A 17,138-nucleotide genomic window follows, 5' to 3' on the forward strand; every position below is an offset into this window, starting at 1 on the left:
GAGCAGGAGACAACGATGACGCTCTCTCCTTACGCACCCATCATCGGGCTGTTCGCCCTCGCCGCGGGGTTCGCGCTGTTCTCCGTGGCCGCCGCCCGATTCGCCGGCCCCCGGCGACTGAACAAGGCCAAGCTCGAGGCGTACGAGTGCGGCATCGAGCCGAGCCCGCAGCCGGTCGGCGGCGGCCGGTTCCCGATCAAGTTCTACCTGACGGCGATGCTCTTCATCGTCTTCGACATCGAGATCATCTTCCTCTACCCCTGGGCGGTCTCCTTCGACGCCCTGCCGATCTTCGGCTTCGTGGAGATGGTCCTGTTCATCGTCGCGGTCTTCGTCGCCTACGCCTACGTCTGGCGGCGCGGCGGCCTGGACTGGGACTGAGGGAGGTACGGCAGATGGGCATCGAGGAGAAGCTTCCCTCCGGCGTCCTGCTCACCACCGTGGAGAAGCTGGTCAACTGGTCGCGGAAGTCGTCCGTCTGGGGCGCCACCTTCGGCCTGGCCTGCTGTGCCATCGAGATGATGGCGGCCGGCGGCCCGCACTACGACATGGGCCGCTGGGGCATGGAGGTGTTCCGCGCCTCGCCCCGGCAGGCGGACCTGATGATCGTGGCCGGCCGGGTGAGCCAGAAGATGGCCCCGGTCCTGCGCCAGATCTACGACCAGATGGCCGAGCCCCGCTGGGTGCTCTCCATGGGCGTCTGCGCTAGCAGCGGCGGCATGTTCAACAACTACGCCATCGTGCAGGGCGTCGACCACATCGTCCCGGTCGACATGTACCTCCCCGGCTGCCCGCCCCGGCCCGAGATGCTCATCGACGCGATCCTCAAGCTGCGCGAGAAGATCATGTACGAGCCGCTGGGCCCGAACGGCCGCAAGATGCTGGAGGCCCGCAAGGAGCGCGGCGACGTGCCGGTCGTGCCGTACGGCTCGATGCCGTCGTCGTACCGCAACGACAAGGCCCGGCGCGCCGAGTGGACCAAGGCGGTCCGCGAGGGGCGCGAGGAGCAGTTGCGGATCGAGAACTGGATGAAGGCCCAGAACCACCTCCACTCGCACGGGGGCCCGAAGTGACCGCACCTGACGACAAGACCACCAACGGCGGCGTGCCGGTGCCGGTGCCGCCGGCCGGCGCCACCAGCGGCGCACCGGCCGAGCACCCACCGTCCAGCCCCGCCGGCCGCGGCATGTTCGGCATCCACGGCACCGGCGACGTCTCCGGCTTCGGCGGGCTGGTCCGGCAGCGCTCGGCGATCGAGGACAGCCCCCGGCCGTACGGCGGCTACTTCGACGAGGTCCGGGACGCGCTGGAGGAGGCGTACCCGGCGTTCGCCGACGCGATCGAGAAGGTCGTGGTCGACCGGGGCGAGCTGACCCTGCACGTGCGTCCGGAGCGGATCGCCGAGGTCTGCCAGGTGATGCGCGACGACCTGGCGCTCCGTTTCGAGCTCTGCTCCTCGGTGTCCGGGGTGGACTACCTGGGCGCGGACGAGCGGCGGCTGCACGTCGTCTACCAGCTCACCTCGATGACCTACCGGCGTCGGGTCCGGCTGGAGGCCGCGGTCTCCGCCGAGGACCCGCACCTGCCGAGCGTCACCAGCGTCTACCCGACTGCCGACTGGCAGGAGCGGGAGACGTACGACATGTTCGGCATCGTCTTCGACGGCCACCCCAACCTGACCCGGATCCTCATGCCGGACGACTGGGAGGGGCACCCGCAGCGCAAGGACTACCCCCTCGGCGGCGTGCCCGTCGAGTACAAGGGCGCGGAGATCCCGCCGCCGGACAAGCGGAGGTCGTACCAGTGACGACGTCGAACTACGCGACCGAGCGCGAGACCACCGAGGGCAAGGTCTTCACCGTCACCGGTGGGGACTGGGACACGGTCGTCTCCGGCACCGACCCGATCAACGACGAGCGGATCGTCGTCAACATGGGTCCGCAGCACCCGTCCACGCACGGCGTGCTCCGGCTGATCCTGGAGCTGGAGGGCGAGACGGTCCGCGAGGCCCGCTCGGTCATCGGCTACCTGCACACCGGCATCGAGAAGAACCTCGAATACCGCAACTGGGTCCAGGGCTCGACCTTCGTGACCCGGATGGACTACCTCTCCCCGCTGTTCAACGAGACGGCGTACGCGCTGGCGGTGGAGAAGCTGCTCGGCATCACCGACGACATCACCGAGCGGGCCAACACCATCCGGGTGCTGATGATGGAGCTCAACCGGATCTCCTCGCACCTGGTCTGGCTGGCCACCACCGGCATGGAGCTGGGCGCGATCTCGATCATGCTGTACGGCTTCCGCGAGCGGGAGTACATCCTCGACATCTTCGAGACCATCACCGGCCTGCGCATGAACCACGCGTACGTGCGTCCGGGCGGGGTGGCGCAGGACGTGCCGGACGACGCGATCGTCAAGATCCGCGAGTTCCTGAAGATGATGCCGAAGAAGCTCAAGGAGTACGAGGACCTCCTCTCCGGCCAGCCGATCTGGATCGAGCGCACCAAGCACGTCGCGGTGCTCGACGTGACCGGCTGCCTGGCGCTCGGCGTCACCGGTCCGGTGCTCCGCTCCGCCGGGCTCGCCTGGGACCTGCGCAAGACCATGCCGTACTGCGGCTACGAGACGTACGAGTTCGACGTCCCGACCCACCCGGACGGCGACGTCTGGGGCCGCTACCAGGTCCGGCTCGCGGAGATCCGGGAGTCGCTGAAGCTGGTCGAGCAGGCGGTGGACCGGCTGAGCAAGCGCGGCCCGGTGATGGTGGCCGACAAGAAGATCGCCTGGCCGGCGCAGCTCGCCATCGGCGTCGACGGCATGGGCAACTCGCTGGAGCACGTGGCCAAGATCATGGGCCAGTCGATGGAGTCGCTGATCCACCACTTCAAGCTCGTCACCGAGGGCTTCCGGGTGCCGCCGGGCCAGGTGTACGTCGGCATCGAGTCGCCCCGCGGCGAGCTGGGCGTGCACGCGGTGTCCGACGGTGGCACCCGGCCGTACCGGGTGCACTACCGGGAGCCGAGCTTCATCAACCTGCAGGCCCTCCCGGCGATGGCCGAGGGCGGCCTGATCGCCGACGTGATCGCCGGTGGCGCCTCGCTGGACCCCGTGATGGGTGGTTGTGACCGATGACTGTGTTTACCGAAGAGACCCGGGCCCGGGCGCGGGAGATCATCGCCCGGTACCCGGCGGACCGGTCCCGCTCGGCCCTGCTGCCGCTGCTGCACCTGGTGCAGTCGGAGGAGGGCTACGTCTCCCCGGCCGGCGTCGAGTTCTGTGCCGAGGTGCTCGGCCTGAACAAGGCCCAGGTCGGCGCGGTGGCCACCTTCTACACCATGTACAAGCGCAAGCCGACAGGCGACTACCTGGTCAGCGTCTGCACCAACACGATGTGCAACGTGCTGGGCGGCCAGGAGGTCTACGACTCCCTCGCCGAGCACCTGGGCGTCGGGCACGACGAGACCACCGAGGACGGCAAGATCACCCTGGAGCACGCCGAGTGCCTGGCGGCGTGCGACTACGGCCCGGTGATGACGGTCAACTACGACTTCTTCGACGGGGTGGACCCGCAGACCGCGCTCGGGGTGGTCGAGGAGCTGCGCGCCGGCGGCCGGCCGATGCCGACCCGGGGCGCCCGGCTCTGCAGCCTCAAGGAGATGTCGGTCCAGCTCGCCGGCTTCGCCGACGAGCGGGAGGGCGCGGTCGCCGACGGTGGGCCGGGCGAGCCGACCCTGCGCGGCCTGCGCCTGGCCGAGCAGCACGGCATCTCGGTGCCGGGCTTCGACCCGAACACCCCGATCCGCAGCAAGGCCGAGGCCGACAAGGCCGCCGAGCAGGCCAAGGCCGCCCAGGCCGCGGGCGCGGCGGCCAACCCGCCGGCCGCCGACCGCAAGCCGGCCGGCGACGGGGCCGGAGCGCAGCAGCGCACCCTCAAGGAAGCGGAGGCTCAGAAGTGACGACGCCTCGGCCGGAGACGCTGGCCAAGCTGACGCCGGTGCTGACCAAGCGCTGGCTGTCGCCGGACGCCTGGCGGATCGGCACCTACGAGAAGCTGGACGGCTACGCCGCCCTGCGCAAGGCGGTCAAGGCGCACCCGGACGACCTGATCCAGCTGATCAAGGACTCCGGGCTGCGCGGCCGCGGTGGCGCGGGCTTCCCCACCGGTCTCAAGTGGGGGTTCATCCCGCAGGGCGACGGCAAGCCGCACTACCTGGTGGTGAACGCCGACGAGGGCGAGCCGGGCACCTGCAAGGACCTGCCGCTGATGACCCACGACCCGCACTCGCTGGTCGAGGGCGTGATCATCGCCTCGTACGCGATCCGGGCCAACCGCGCCTACATCTACATCCGCGGTGAGGCGGTGCACGCCGCTCGCCGGCTGCGCAACGCCGTGCAGGAGGCGTACGCCAAGGGCTACCTGGGCCGGAACATCCTCGGCAGCGGCTTCGACCTGGAGCTGGTGGTGCACTCCGGCGCCGGGGCGTACATCTGCGGCGAGGAGACCGCGCTGCTGGACTCGCTGGAGGGCTTCCGGGGCCAGCCCCGGCTGCGCCCGCCGTTCCCGGCGACCCACGGCCTGTACGCCAGCCCGACCGTGGTGAACAACGTCGGCACCATCGCCAGCGTGCCGTACATCGTGCTCGGTGGCGCGGACTGGTGGCGGACCATGGGCACGGAGAAGTCGTCCGGTCCGATGATCTACTCGCTCTCCGGCCGGATCGCCAACCCGGGCCAGTTCGAGTGCTCGATGGGGATCACGCTGCGCGAGCTGATCGAGCTGGCCGGCGGGATGCAGCCGGGGCACAACCTGAAGTTCTGGACCCCGGGTGGCTCGTCGACGCCGCTGCTCACCGCCGAGCACCTGGACGTGCCGCTGGACTTCGAGGGGGTGGCGGCGGCCGGCTCGATCCTGGGCACCACGGCCACGCAGATCTTCTCCGACCAGGACTGCCCGGTGTACGCGACCTACCGGTGGCTGGAGTTCTACCACCACGAGTCGTGCGGCAAGTGCACCCCGTGCCGCGAGGGCAACTACTGGATGGTCCGGGTCTACCGGCGGATCCTCGCCGGCCAGGGCACCCACGAGGACCTGGACACCCTGCTCGACACCTGCGACAACATCCTCGGCCGCTCGTTCTGCGGTCTGGGTGACGGTGCGACCAGCTCGGTGACCTCGTCGCTGAAGTACTTCAAGCAGGACTACCTCGACTACATCGAGGGACGTACCGCACCGAAGCTGTCGGACAAGCAGCTGGTGGGAGCGCACTGATGACCGACGTAGCCAAGCAGACCGAGACCGTCACCCTCACCATCGACGGCGTCCAGGTCACCGCGCCCAAGGGGGCGCTGCTGATCCGGGTCGCCGAGCAGCTGGGCACCGAGATCCCCCGGTTCTGCGACCACCCGCTGCTGGCCCCGGCCGGCGCCTGCCGGCAGTGCCTGGTGGAGGTGGAGGGCCAGCGCAAGCCGGTCGCCTCCTGCACGCAGACCGTCGCCGACGGCATGGTGGTGCGGACCCAGCTCACCTCGCCGGTCGCCAAGAAGGCGCAGGAGGGGGTGATGGAGCTGCTGCTCCTCAACCACCCCCTGGACTGCCCGATGTGTGACAAGGGCGGCGAGTGCCCGCTGCAGAACCAGGCGATGTCCACCGGCCGGACGGACTCCCGGTTCCACGAGCACAAGCGGGAGTACGAGAAGCCGCTGGAGATCAGCACCCAGGTGCTGCTCGACCGCGAGCGGTGCGTGCTCTGCCAGCGCTGCACCCGGTTCTCCGAGGAGATCGCCGGTGACAAGTTCATCGACCTGATGAACCGGTCGTCGGCCGAGGAGATCAACATCTACCGGGACGACGCGTACGGCGAAGACGGCGACGCCGGTGACGTCCCGTTCAACTCGTACTTCTCCGGGAACACCGTGCAGATCTGCCCGGTGGGCGCGCTGACCGGCGCGCAGTACCGGTTCCGGGCCCGCCCGTTCGACCTGGTCTCCACCCCGAGCGTCTGCGAGCACTGCTCGGCCGGTTGCGCCCAGCGCACCGACTGGCGGCGGGGCAAGGTGCTGCGCCGGCTGGCCGGCGACGACCCGGCGGTGAACGAGGAGTGGAACTGCGACAAGGGCCGCTGGGGCTTCCAGTACGCCCGCGCGTTCGACCGGCTCACCACCCCGCTGGTCCGCGACGAGCGGACCGGCGAGCTGCGCGAGGCGTCCTGGAGCGAGGCGCTGACCCGGGCCGCCGAGGGCCTGCGGGCCGCCCGGGACGGCGGGCAGGGCACGGCGGTGCTGACCGGCGGCCGGCTGACCGTCGAGGACGCCTACGCGTACGCGAAGTTCGCCCGGGTCGCGCTGCACACCAACGACATCGACTTCCGGGCCCGCCCGGTCTCCCGCGAGGAGGCCGACTTCCTGGCCAGCAACGTCGCCGGGGTCACCGAGGTGACCTACGCGGACGTGGAGAACGCGCCCGCGGTGGTGCTGGTCGGCCTGGAGCCGGAGGAGGAGTGCCCGATCCTCTTCCTGCGGCTGCGCAAGGCGTACCTGAAGAAGAAGCTCACCGTGTACGCGATCGCGCCGTTCGCCACCCGCGGCCTGGAGAAGCTCGGGGCCAAGCTGGCCCGGGTGGTGCCGGGCGAGGAGGCCAGCGTGCTGGCCGAGCACGCCACGGTGGCCGAGGCGCTGAGCCAGCCGGGGGCGATCCTGATCGTCGGCGAGCGGCTGGGCGCGGTGCCCGGCGGGCTCTCCGCCGCGGCGGACGTCGCCCGGCGTACCGGGGCGAAGCTGGCCTGGGTGCCGCGGCGCGCGGGTGACCGCGGCGCGGTCGACGCGGGCTGCCTGCCCAACCTGCTCCCCGGCGGCCGCCTGGTCACCGAGCCGGCCGCCCGCGCCGAGCTGGGCGAGGCGTGGGACATCGCGGCCGGGGTGATCCCCAGCCAGGCCGGCCGGGACACCGACGGCATCCTCGTCGCGGCGGCCAACGGCCAGCTCGGCGCCCTCGTGGTGGCCGGGGTGGACCCGGCCGACGTGGCCGACCCGCGGCTGGCCGAGCAGGCGCTCGACGCGGTGCCGTTCCTGGTCAGCCTGGAGCTGCGGATGAGCGCCGTGGCCCGCCGGGCGGACGTGGTCTTCCCGGTCGCCCCGGTGGTGGAGAAGGCCGGCAGCTTCCTGGACTGGGAGGGCCGGCTGCGCACCTTCGAGAAGGTGCTGGACACCGCGGCGATGAGCGACGGGCGGGTGCTCGACGCGCTCGCCGCGCAGCTCGACGTCCGGCTCGGCACCGGCGACGTGACCGGCGTCCGTCGGGAGCTGGGCGCGCTGCCGCCGACCCGGGTGGACCGTCCGTCCGCGCCGTCGGTCGAGCCGGCCGCCGTGCCGCAGCCCGGCGCGGGCGAGGCCGTGCTGGCCACCTGGCACCAGCTGATCGACCTGGGCAGCCTCACCGACGGCGACGAGCACCTCGCGGGCACCGCCCGCCCGCCGGTGGTCCGGCTGGGCAAGGGCACCGCCGAGGCGATCGGCGTCGGCGACGGTGACCCGGTGACCGTGGGCACCGACCGCGGCGCGGTCACCCTGCCGGCGGCGATCACCGAGATGCCGGACGGCGTCGTCTGGCTGCCGACCAACTCACCCGGCTCGACCGTTCGGCGCAGCCTCGGCGCGACGTCCGGCGACGTCGTGCAGGTCTCCGCCGCGTCGGTCGACGTCCCGGCCGGACGGGTCGCCGCGGATGCGGCCGGTCGCCCGGGTCCGCTCCTCAACTCCGGGAGTGTCCAGTGAACCTCTACCTCGCGGCGCAGGACCCGACGCTGGCCGACTTCGGCAAGGACCCGTGGTGGCTGGTCCTTATCAAGATCGTCTTCGCGTTCGTCTTCGGCCTGCTGGCGACGCTGCTCGGCGTCTGGTTCGAGCGCCGGGTCGTCGGCTACATGCAGGTGCGGCCCGGCCCCAACCAGGTCGGCCCGTTCGGCCTGCTGCAGACCCTCGCCGACGGTCTGAAGATGGCCTTCAAGGAGGACATCCTCCCGCGGGCCGCCGACAAGGTCGTCTACTTCTTCGCCCCGACCATCTCGGTGATCTGCGCGGTCACCGCGCTGTCGGTGGTGCCCTTCGGCCCGAAGGTCAGCATCTTCGGCCACTGGACGCCGCTGCAGGTCACTGACGTGTCGGTGGCGGTGCTGGTGCTGCTGGCCTGCTCCTCGATGGGCATCTACGGCATCGTGCTCGGTGGCTGGGCCTCCGGCTCGACGTACCCGCTGCTGGGTGGTCTCCGGTCCAGCGCCCAGATGATCTCGTACGAGGTCGCCATGGGGCTGAGCATCGTGGCGGTGTTCATGACCGCCGGCACGATGTCCACCAGCGGCATCGTCGCCGCCCAGGCGCACGGCACCCAGCTGAACATCTTCGGCGTGGACGTCCCGGCCCCGGGCTGGTACGCGATCCTGCTGCTGCCGAGCTTCATCATCTTCTTCATCGCCACCGTCGGTGAGACCAACCGGGCGCCGTTCGACCTGCCCGAGGCGGAGTCGGAGCTGGTCGCGGGCTTCATGACCGAGTACAGCTCGCTGAAGTTCGCGCTCTTCATGCTCTCCGAGTACGTCTCGATGGTCACCATGTCCGCAGTGACCACCACGCTCTTCCTCGGCGGGTGGCGGGCCCCGGCCCCGATCACCACCTTCTGGGCCGGCGCCAACTCGGGTTGGTGGCCGATGCTCTGGTTCTTCGCCAAGGTGCTGATCCTGGTCTTCGTCTTCGTCTGGCTGCGGGGCACCCTGCCCCGGCTCCGCTACGACCAGTTCATGCGCTTCGGCTGGAAGGTCCTGCTGCCGATCAACCTGGTCTGGATCCTGGTCCTGTCCGGGCTCCGCTCGATCGAGGACTGGCAGACCCAGGACCGGCTCGTCGCCACCACCATCGGCGCGGGCGTCCTGCTGCTGGCCACGCTCTTCTGGCCGAGCCGCAAGAAGGAGCTGCGGCCGTCGCTCCAGGAGCAGGTCAACAGCCGCCCGCACGGCAGCTTCCCGCTGCCGCCGATGGATCTTCAGGTACCACCGAGCCCGCGCACCAGGCGCGTGGTCGCCGAGCGGGAGCCGGCCAACGTCGTCGGCTCGGACTCCAGGGAGGTGTGACGTGGGCGCGATCACCGGAACGTTCAAGGGCTTCGGGGTCACCTTCTCGCACATGTTCAGGAAGGTCGTCACCACCGACTACCCGTTCAAGCCGCCGGTCTCGGCGCCGCGCTACCACGGGCGGCACATCCTCAACCGGCACCCGGACGGCCTGGAGAAGTGCATCGGCTGCGAGCTGTGCGCGTGGGCCTGCCCGGCGGACGCGATCTACGTGGAGGGTGGCGACAACACCGAGGAACAGCGCTTCTCCCCGGGTGAGCGGTACGCCAGCGTCTACCAGATCAACTACGCCCGCTGCATCTTCTGCGGGCTCTGCATCGAGGCCTGCCCGACCCGTTCGCTGACCATGAGCAACGAGTACGAGCTGGCCCGGGACAGCCGGCAGGACCTGATCTTCACAAAGGAGCAGCTGCTCGCGCCGCTGCTGCCCGGCATGGAGCAGCCGCCGCACCCGATGCGGCTGGGTGACAGCGAGAAGGACTACTACGTCGGCGGGCTGACCAACCCGGGCACCTCCGCCGGCGCGGAGCACTCGCCGATGGGCCCCGGCCGGTACCAGGTGGACGAGCACCCGGGGGTGACCTTCCCCGGCGCCGAGCAGGCCGCGCAGCGGGCCGAGGCGGGCAAGGGAGCAGGAGCATGACCAGTCAGACAGTGCTCGCCGCGGCGGGCCAGGTGTCCGGGGGTGAGGAGGTCACCTTCTGGATCCTCGCCCCGCTGGCGCTGATCGGCGCGATCGGCATGGTCTGGGCGCGGAATGCGGTGCACTCCGCGCTCTGGCTGGTGCTGACCATGCTCTGCCTGGGCGTGTTCTACGTCCTGCAGGCCGGGCCGTTCATCGGCATGGTGCAGATCATCGTCTACACCGGCGCGATCATGATGCTCTTCCTGTTCGTCCTGATGCTGGTCGGCCGGGACGCCTCCGACTCGCTGATCGAGACGTTGCGCGGGCAGCGGGTCGCCGCGGTGGTGCTCGGTGTCGGCTTCGCCGGCCTGGTGGGCAGCGGCCTCTACCGGGCGCTGGAGGGCGTCCAGGCGGTGGGCCTGGACAAGCCGAACGCCGAGGGCAACGTCCAGGGCATCGCCCGGCTGCTCTTCACCAAGTACGTCTTCGCCTTCGAGCTGACCTCCGCGCTGCTGATCACGGCGGCCGTGGGCGCGATGGTGCTGGCGCACGTGGAGCGGCGCAAGGAGGACCGGATGGACCAGATCGCCACCATGAAGGCCCGGTTCCGCCCCGGCAACTACCCGGGGCCGAAGCCCGGACCGGGCGTCTTCGCCACCTCGTCCTCGGTGGCCACCCCGGCCCGCCTGCCCGACGGCCGGCTGACCGACCGGAGCATCCCGGAGATCCTGCCGGTCCGGGAGCTGACCGCTGAGGAGACCTCGTTGAAGGGGACGGAAAAGTGACCCCGGACTACTACCTGATCCTCGCCGCGGTGCTGTTCACCATCGGTGCCGTCGGCGTGCTGATCCGGCGTAACGCGATCGTGCTGTTCATGTGCGTGGAGCTGATGCTCAACGCCGCCAACCTGACGCTGGTCACCTTCAGCCGCATCAACGGCGACCTGAACGGCCAGATCATGGCGTTCTTCGTGATGGTGGTGGCGGCGGCCGAGGTCGTGGTCGGGCTAGCGATCATCATGTCGATCTTCCGGACGCGACGCTCGGCGAGCGTCGACGACGCCAACCTGCTGAAGTACTGAGGGGCCTGCGGTGGACGAGATTCTGACGTACGCGGCAGCCGAACCGACCGGAGCCGTCACCTTCGCTCCGGCGAGTGGGCTCCTCGGCAGCGTCTGGCTGCTGGTGGCGATCCCGCTGGTCAGCGCGGCGATCCTGCTGCTGCTCGGCCGACGTGCGGACCGCTGGGGCCACTGGCTGGGGGTGGGCGCGATCGGCGCCGCCTTCGTGCTCGGCCTGACCTACTTCCTCCAGCTCCGTGGTCTGGAGAACAAGCAGGTCCAGCTGAGCCTCTGGCAGTTCATCACGGTCGGCGACCTGAAGGTGGACTTCGGTCTGCTCTTCGACCCGCTGGCCGCGGTGTTCGTCCTGCTGATCACCGGGGTGGGCTTCCTGATCCACCTGTACGCGGTCGAGTACATGGCGCACGACGAGGGCCGGCGACGGTTCTTCGGGTACTTCAACCTCTTCGTCGCCGCCATGCTGCTGCTGGTGCTCGGCAACAACTACGTGATGCTCTACTTCGGCTGGGAGGGCGTCGGCCTGGCGTCGTACCTGCTGATCTCCTTCTGGTACGGCCGGCCGAGCGCGGCCACGGCCGGCAAGAAGGCGTTCCTGATGAACCGGGTCGGCGACGCCGGCCTGGCCATCGGCATCTTCGTGCTGTTCGCCCAGCTCGGCACCACCCAGTACGACGAGGTGTTCAGCGGCGTCGGTGCGCTGAGCCAGACCACGGTGCTGGTGCTCGGCCTGCTGCTCCTCCTCGGCGCCACCGGTAAGTCCGGCCAGTTCCCGCTGCAGGCGTGGCTGCCGGACGCGATGGAGGGCCCGACCCCGGTCTCCGCGCTCATCCACGCGGCCACCATGGTCACCGCGGGCGTCTACCTGATCGCCCGGTCCAACCCGATCTTCTCGGCGAACGCCACCCTGCAACTGGTGGTGGTCAGCGTCGGCGCGGTCACCCTGCTGATGGGCTGCCTCATCGGCGCGGCGAAGGACGACATCAAGCGGGTGCTGGCCTGGTCCACGGTGAGCCAGATCGGCTACATGTTCCTCGGCGTCGGCCTGGGCGGCGGGGCGTACGCGCTGGCCATCGTGCACCTGCTGGCGCACGGCTTCTTCAAGGCCAACATGTTCCTCGGCGCCGGCTCGGTCATGCACGGCATGAACGACCAGGTGGACATCCGCCGCTTCGGCAACCTGGCCAAGTACATGAAGGTCACCTGGCTGACCTTCATGATGGGCTGGCTCGCCATCATCGGCATCCCGCCGCTCTCCGGCTACTTCTCGAAGGAGCCGATCATCGCGACGGCGTTCGAGCGGGGGGACTGGACGTCCTGGCTGTTCGGCGGGGCGGCGCTGCTCGGCGCGGGGCTCACCGCCTTCTACATGACCCGGCTCTTCGTGCTCACCTTCCACGGCCCGGCCCGCTGGACCGAGGACATCGAGCACCCGCACGAGTCGCCGAAGCTGATGACCATCCCGCTGATCCTGCTGGCGATCGGCTCGGTCGGCGCCGGCTTCCTGCTCTCCACCTCCGTACCGGACTGGCTGACCGCCACCGCCGGCCTCGGCGGTGAACACCCTGAGCACGAGCCGGTCCTCGCCCATTGGCTGATCACCGCGCTCTCGCTGCTGGTGACCGTGCTCGGCGCCGGGCTGGCCTGGTTCCTGTTCCGCAACGGCACGGCCACGGTGCCGCAGCCGGCCGGCGTGCTGGTCACCGCCGCGCGCCGGAACCTCTACACGGACGCCTTCAACGAGGCGGTCTTCGAGAAGCCGGGCATCTTCCTCACCCGGGCGCTGGTCTTCCTCGACAACCGGGGCGTGGACGGGCTGGTCAACGGCCTGGCCGCCGCGGTGGGCGGAGGCTCGGGCCGGCTCCGGCGGCTGCAGACCGGTTTCGTGCGGTCGTACGCGACCTCGATCCTGACCGGTGCGCTGCTCGTCGTGGCGGCGTTCCTGGCGGTGCAGGCGGGGTGGCTGGCGTGATCGACCTCAACACGGCCGCCCCCGCCGGCGGGCCACGCAGTCACGACGGAGGTAAGGCCGAATAATGTCCAACTTCCCGTTCCTCTCGGTGCTGACGGTGGCGCCGCTGGTCGGCGCCCTGGTGGTGGCCCTGCTGCCGCGCCGCAGCCCGGACCTCGCCAAGCTCGTGGCGTTCGCCTGGTCGCTGCTGGTGCTGGTGCTCTCGGTGGCCATGTGGATCGCCTTCCAGGTCGACGGCGACCGGTTCCAGTTCCGCGAGTCGTACGCGTGGATCCCCAACTGGGGGGTCAACTTCACCTTCGCGGCCGACGGCATCGCGCTGGTCATGCTGATGCTGATCGCGATCCTGGTGCCGCTGGTGATCCTGGCCTCCTGGCACGACGCCGAGTCGTCCAAGCGCTCGGTGCCGGTCTACTTCGCGCTGCTGCTCGTCCTCGAGTGCACGATGATCGGCGTCTTCGCCGCCGCCGACGTCTTCCTGTTCTACGTGTTCTTCGAGGTCATGCTGGTGCCGATGTACTTCCTCATCGGCAGCTACGGCGGCCACCAGCGGCAGTACGCGGCGGTCAAGTTCTTCCTCTACTCCCTGGTCGGCGGTCTGTTCATGCTGGCCGCGGTGATCGGCCTGTGGGTGGTCGGCGGGAAGACCTTCGACTGGCAGGCGCTGAGCCAGGCCGAGATCCCGACCGACACCGCCCGCTGGCTCTTCCTCGGCTTCTTCCTCGCGTTCGCGATCAAGGCGCCGTTCTTCCCGTTCCACACCTGGCTGCCGGACGCCGGTGGCGCGGCCCCGGCCGGCGCGGCGGCGCTGCTGGTCGGGGTGCTGGACAAGGTCGGCACCTTCGGGATCCTGCGGTACTGCCTGCCGCTCTTCCCCGAGGCGTCGAAGTGGTTCGCCCCGTGGGCGCTGGCGCTGGGCGTGATCGGCATCATCTACGCCGCGCTGCTGGCGGTCGGGCAGAACGACCTCAAGCGGCTGGTGTCGTACACGTCGATCGCCCACTTCGGCTTCATCGGGGTCGGCATCTTCGCCTTCACCACCCAGGCCGGCACCGGCGCGGTGCTCTACATGCTCAACCACGGCCTGGCCACCGGCCTGCTCTTCCTGGTGGTGGGCATGCTCATCGCCCGCCGTGGCTCGGCACTGATCAGCGACTTCGGCGGCGCGGGCAAGCTGGTCCCGGTGCTGGCCGGGGTGCTCTTCTTCGCCGGTCTCGCCTCGCTGGCGCTGCCCGGCACCGCGCCGTTCATCTCCGAGTTCCTGGTGCTGATCGGCACGTTCACCACCAACAAGCCGGTCGCGGTGATCGCCACGCTGGGCATCATCCTGGCAGCGGCGTACGTGCTGTGGATGGTGCAGCGCACCACGCAGGGCACGCTCAACCCGGCCCTGACCGAGGTCGACGGCATGCGCCGTGACCTGAGCCTGCGCGAGAAGGTCGTGGTCGCCCCGCTGATCGCGCTGATCGTGCTGCTCGGCTTCTATCCCAAGCCGGTCACCGACGTCATCAACCCCGCCGTGAAGGCGACCATGCAGGACGTGGGTCGGACCGATCCCGCCCCGGAGGTCGGCAGCGTCCAGGAGGCCGCAAAATGACCGAGCTGAAGTTGCCGTCGATCGACTACGCGGCGCTGGCTCCCATTCTGATCATGCTGGGCGCGGCCCTGGTCGGCGTCCTGGTCGAGGCGTTCGTGCCGCGGCGGCTCCGCAACCCGGTGCAGTTGCTGCTCGCCCTGGTGGCGGTGCTCGCGGCGCTGACCATGGTGATCCTCAACGCCGACGACCGACTGATCACCGCCGGGCACGCCATCGCGGTGGACGGGCCGACGCTCTTCCTCCAGGGCGCGATTCTGATCCTGGCGGCGATGGCGCTGCTGCTCATCGGTGACCGGGCGGTGGAGCGGGGCGGGGCCTTCGTGGCGCACGCCGCGGTGACCGCGGAGTCGGTCGACGACCGCCGGCAGGCCGCGGGTGCGGGCGGCACCACCGAGGTGTACCCGCTGACCACGTTCGCGATCGGCGGCATGCTGATCTTCGTGGCGGCGAACGACCTGCTGACCATGTTCATCTCGCTCGAGGTCTTCTCGCTGCCGCTCTACCTGCTCTGCGCGCTGGCCCGCCGCCGGCGGCTGCTGAGCCAGGAGGCCGCGCTGAAGTACTTCATGCTCGGCGCGTACGCCTCGGCGTTCTTCCTCTTCGGCGTGGCGCTGGTGTACGGCTTCACGTCCGGTATCCCGGACCGCGCAGCCGGCGTCGACTTCGCCACCGTGCACGCGGCGGTCGCCGAGTCCTCGTCGAGCCAGGTGCTGCTCTTCGCCGGCATGGCGCTGCTCGCCATCGGCCTGCTCTTCAAGGCCGCCGCCGCGCCGTTCCACGTCTGGACGCCGGACGTCTACCAGGGCGCCCCGACCCCGGTGACCGGCTTCATGGCCGCCTGCACCAAGGTCGCCGCGTTCGGGGCCCTGCTGCGGGTCTTCCACGTCGCCTTCTCCGGTGCCGCCTGGGACTTCACCCCGGTGCTCGGGGCGGTGGCGGTGCTGACCATGCTGATCGGCGCGGTGCTGGCGGTCACCCAGACCGACATCAAGCGGCTGCTGGCCTACTCGTCCATCGCGAACGCGGGTTACCTGCTGGTGGGCGTGCTCGCGCCGAGCAAGGACGGGCTCTCTGGCACGATGTTCTACCTGGTCGCGTACGGCTTCTCGGTGATCGCCGCGTTCGCGGTGGTGACCCTGGTCCGGGACGCCGACGGGGAAGCCACCCACCTGTCCCGCTGGGCCGGGCTGGGTCGCCGGTCGCCGTTCTTCGCCGCGATTTTCACCTTCATCCTGCTGGCCTTCGCCGGTATCCCGCTGACCAGCGGGTTCACCAGCAAGTTCGCGATCTTCGCCCCGGCGCTGGACGCGAACCACGCCTGGCTGGTGATCGCCGGTGTGCTGACCAGCATGGTGCTGGCCTTCCCGTACCTGCGGGTAGTGGTGATGATGTGGCTCTCCGAGCCGGGCGACGCCACCCCGACGGTCGCCGTGCCGGGCGCTCTCACCTCGGCGGCGCTGGTCATCGGGGTACTGGCCACTCTGGTCCTGGGGGTCGCCCCGGCACCCCTGCTCGACCTGGCCAACGGTGCCGCCGAATTCGTGCGATGACCGAGGTTCTCCCGTCGGGGGCCGGTACGCCTGGCGTACCGGCCCCCGGTCGTATCCCCTCTTCGGGCAGGTCGAACGGGTGTGGCATGGTTGAAGGCGTGGTGAAACCGGCTGGCGAGCGTTCAGGTGCCACCGGCTCCGGCGGTCGTCGGGGTCCGGAGGGCACGGGTCAGTTCGGCGCGCTCGGCCTGCACCTCGCCGACCCGCGCGTCGAGGCGTCCGTGCTGGGCCTCCTGGAGCGGGTCGAGAGCGAGTTGCGGACCAGTGTGGCCAGTGCCGACCCGCTCGTCACCGAGGCGGCCCGGCACCTGGTCGAGGCCGGTGGCAAGCGGTTCCGCCCGCTGCTGGTGGCGCTGGGCGCCCAGTTCGGCGACCCGAGCGGCGCCCACGTCGTACCGGCCGCCGTGGTGATGGAGCTCACCCACCTGGCGACGCTCTACCACGACGACGTCATGGACGAGGCGGCCGTGCGCCGAGGTGCGCCGAGCGCCAACTCGCGCTGGACCAACTCGGTCGCGATCCTGGTCGGCGACTACCTCTTCGCCCGGGCCGCGGACATCGCGGCCGACCTGGGCCCGGAGGCCGTGCGGCTGCAGGCGCGCACCTTCGCCCGGCTGGTGCACGGGCAGATCGCCGAGACGGTCGGCCCGCGCGGCACCGACCCGGTCGCGCACTACCTGCACGTGATCGCCGAGAAGACCGGCTCGCTGATCGCCACCTCGGCCCGGTTCGGCGGCATGTTCGGCGGCGCCTCCGCCGAGCACATCGAGGCCCTCGCCGGATACGGCGAGATCATCGGCGTGGCCTTCCAGCTCTCCGACGACCTGCTCGACATCGCCTCCGAGTCGGTGCAGTCCGGCAAGACGCCCGGCACCGACCTGCGGGAGGGCGTGCCGACCCTGCCGGTGCTCTACGCGCTTGCCTCGGACGATTCCGACGCGGCGAGCGTCCGCCTGCGGGAGATCCTGGCCACCGGTCCGCTGGTCGACGACGCGCTGCACGCCGAGGCGCTCGGCCTGCTCCGCGAGTCCCCGGCGCTCAAGCGCGCCCGGGAGACCGTCCGCAGCTACGCCGAGGACGCCCGAGCCCAGCTCGCCCCTCTCCCCGAGGGCCCGGCCCGCCGCGCCCTCGAATCCCTCTGCGACTACATCGCCGACCGCACCAGCTAACCCCCCGCTCTCACCCCACCCCCGACCG

Annotated in this window: 14 protein-coding genes and 1 pseudogene; all 15 read left to right on the forward strand. The window is 70.4% G+C overall.

Going from position 1 to position 17,138, the window contains the following annotated elements; all coding sequences use genetic code 11:
• Positions 1 to 15: 15 nt before the first annotated feature.
• The 15 genes and pseudogenes from ACY34I_RS07665 to ACY34I_RS07735 all read left to right on the forward strand — a co-directional run bounded on the left by ACY34I_RS07665 (position 16) and on the right by ACY34I_RS07735 (position 17,110).
• Positions 16 to 381 (forward strand): NADH-quinone oxidoreductase subunit A, encoded by a 366-nt coding sequence (locus tag ACY34I_RS07665; RefSeq protein WP_073834101.1) that lies wholly within the window; start codon positions 16 to 18, stop codon positions 379 to 381.
• A 14-nt stretch (positions 382 to 395) separates the two neighbouring features.
• Entirely contained in the window at positions 396 to 1,073 is a 678-nt protein-coding gene (locus ACY34I_RS07670; protein WP_462753802.1) for a NuoB/complex I 20 kDa subunit family protein, read from the forward strand.
• Positions 1,070 to 1,807 carry an NADH-quinone oxidoreductase subunit C gene (locus tag ACY34I_RS07675; RefSeq protein WP_148799693.1) on the forward strand — a complete coding sequence of 246 codons (738 nt, stop codon included), beginning with the start codon at positions 1,070 to 1,072 and terminating at the stop codon, positions 1,805 to 1,807. The genes ACY34I_RS07670 and ACY34I_RS07675 overlap by 4 nt, the downstream gene beginning before the upstream one ends.
• Entirely contained in the window at positions 1,804 to 3,132 is a 1,329-nt protein-coding gene (locus ACY34I_RS07680; protein ID WP_462753805.1) for an NADH-quinone oxidoreductase subunit D, read from the forward strand. The genes ACY34I_RS07675 and ACY34I_RS07680 overlap by 4 nt, the downstream gene beginning before the upstream one ends.
• A pseudogene (gene nuoE, locus ACY34I_RS07685) lies at positions 3,129 to 4,005 on the forward strand (NADH-quinone oxidoreductase subunit NuoE); the annotation flags it as partial. The gene ACY34I_RS07680 and the pseudogene nuoE, both read left to right, overlap by 4 nt.
• The gene (gene nuoF / locus ACY34I_RS07690; RefSeq protein WP_462753807.1) at positions 3,953 to 5,269 is read left to right on the forward strand and encodes an NADH-quinone oxidoreductase subunit NuoF; all 1,317 of its coding nucleotides are present in this window, start codon (positions 3,953 to 3,955) and stop codon (positions 5,267 to 5,269) included. The pseudogene nuoE and the gene nuoF, both read left to right, overlap by 53 nt.
• Positions 5,269 to 7,770 (forward strand): NADH-quinone oxidoreductase subunit G, encoded by a 2,502-nt coding sequence (locus ACY34I_RS07695; protein WP_462753809.1) that lies wholly within the window; start codon positions 5,269 to 5,271, stop codon positions 7,768 to 7,770. The genes nuoF and ACY34I_RS07695 overlap by 1 nt, the downstream gene beginning before the upstream one ends.
• Positions 7,767 to 9,119, forward strand: coding sequence for an NADH-quinone oxidoreductase subunit NuoH (gene nuoH / locus ACY34I_RS07700; RefSeq protein ID WP_462753811.1), 1,353 nt, complete (start codon positions 7,767 to 7,769; stop codon positions 9,117 to 9,119). The genes ACY34I_RS07695 and nuoH overlap by 4 nt, the downstream gene beginning before the upstream one ends.
• 1 nt (position 9,120) lies before the next feature.
• Positions 9,121 to 9,762: an NADH-quinone oxidoreductase subunit NuoI gene (gene nuoI / locus ACY34I_RS07705; RefSeq protein WP_148799706.1), complete on the forward strand. Its 642-nt coding sequence runs from the start codon at positions 9,121 to 9,123 to the stop codon at positions 9,760 to 9,762.
• On the forward strand, positions 9,759 to 10,529 hold the full coding sequence (locus ACY34I_RS07710; RefSeq protein ID WP_462753813.1) for an NADH-quinone oxidoreductase subunit J: 771 nt from the start codon (positions 9,759 to 9,761) through the stop codon (positions 10,527 to 10,529). Before nuoI ends, ACY34I_RS07710 begins: the two co-directional genes overlap by 4 nt.
• A complete protein-coding gene (gene nuoK / locus ACY34I_RS07715) occupies positions 10,526 to 10,825 on the forward strand; it encodes an NADH-quinone oxidoreductase subunit NuoK (protein WP_073834091.1) in 300 nt (99 codons plus the stop codon). Before ACY34I_RS07710 ends, nuoK begins: the two co-directional genes overlap by 4 nt.
• 10 nt (positions 10,826 to 10,835) lie before the next feature.
• Positions 10,836 to 12,794: an NADH-quinone oxidoreductase subunit L gene (gene nuoL, locus ACY34I_RS07720; protein ID WP_462753816.1), complete on the forward strand. Its 1,959-nt coding sequence runs from the start codon at positions 10,836 to 10,838 to the stop codon at positions 12,792 to 12,794.
• Between the two features lie 64 nt (positions 12,795 to 12,858).
• Positions 12,859 to 14,391, forward strand: coding sequence for an NADH-quinone oxidoreductase subunit M (locus ACY34I_RS07725; protein ID WP_148799712.1), 1,533 nt, complete (start codon positions 12,859 to 12,861; stop codon positions 14,389 to 14,391).
• Positions 14,388 to 15,941: an NADH-quinone oxidoreductase subunit NuoN gene (gene nuoN, locus ACY34I_RS07730; protein WP_462753818.1), complete on the forward strand. Its 1,554-nt coding sequence runs from the start codon at positions 14,388 to 14,390 to the stop codon at positions 15,939 to 15,941. The genes ACY34I_RS07725 and nuoN overlap by 4 nt, the downstream gene beginning before the upstream one ends.
• 86 nt (positions 15,942 to 16,027) lie before the next feature.
• Complete coding sequence (locus ACY34I_RS07735; RefSeq protein WP_462753820.1) at positions 16,028 to 17,110, forward strand: polyprenyl synthetase family protein; 1,083 nt, start codon at positions 16,028 to 16,030, stop codon at positions 17,108 to 17,110.
• Positions 17,111 to 17,138: the final 28 nt, after the last annotated feature.

The sequence above is a fragment of the Micromonospora sp. RTBAU3-60 genome (assembly GCF_054963695.1).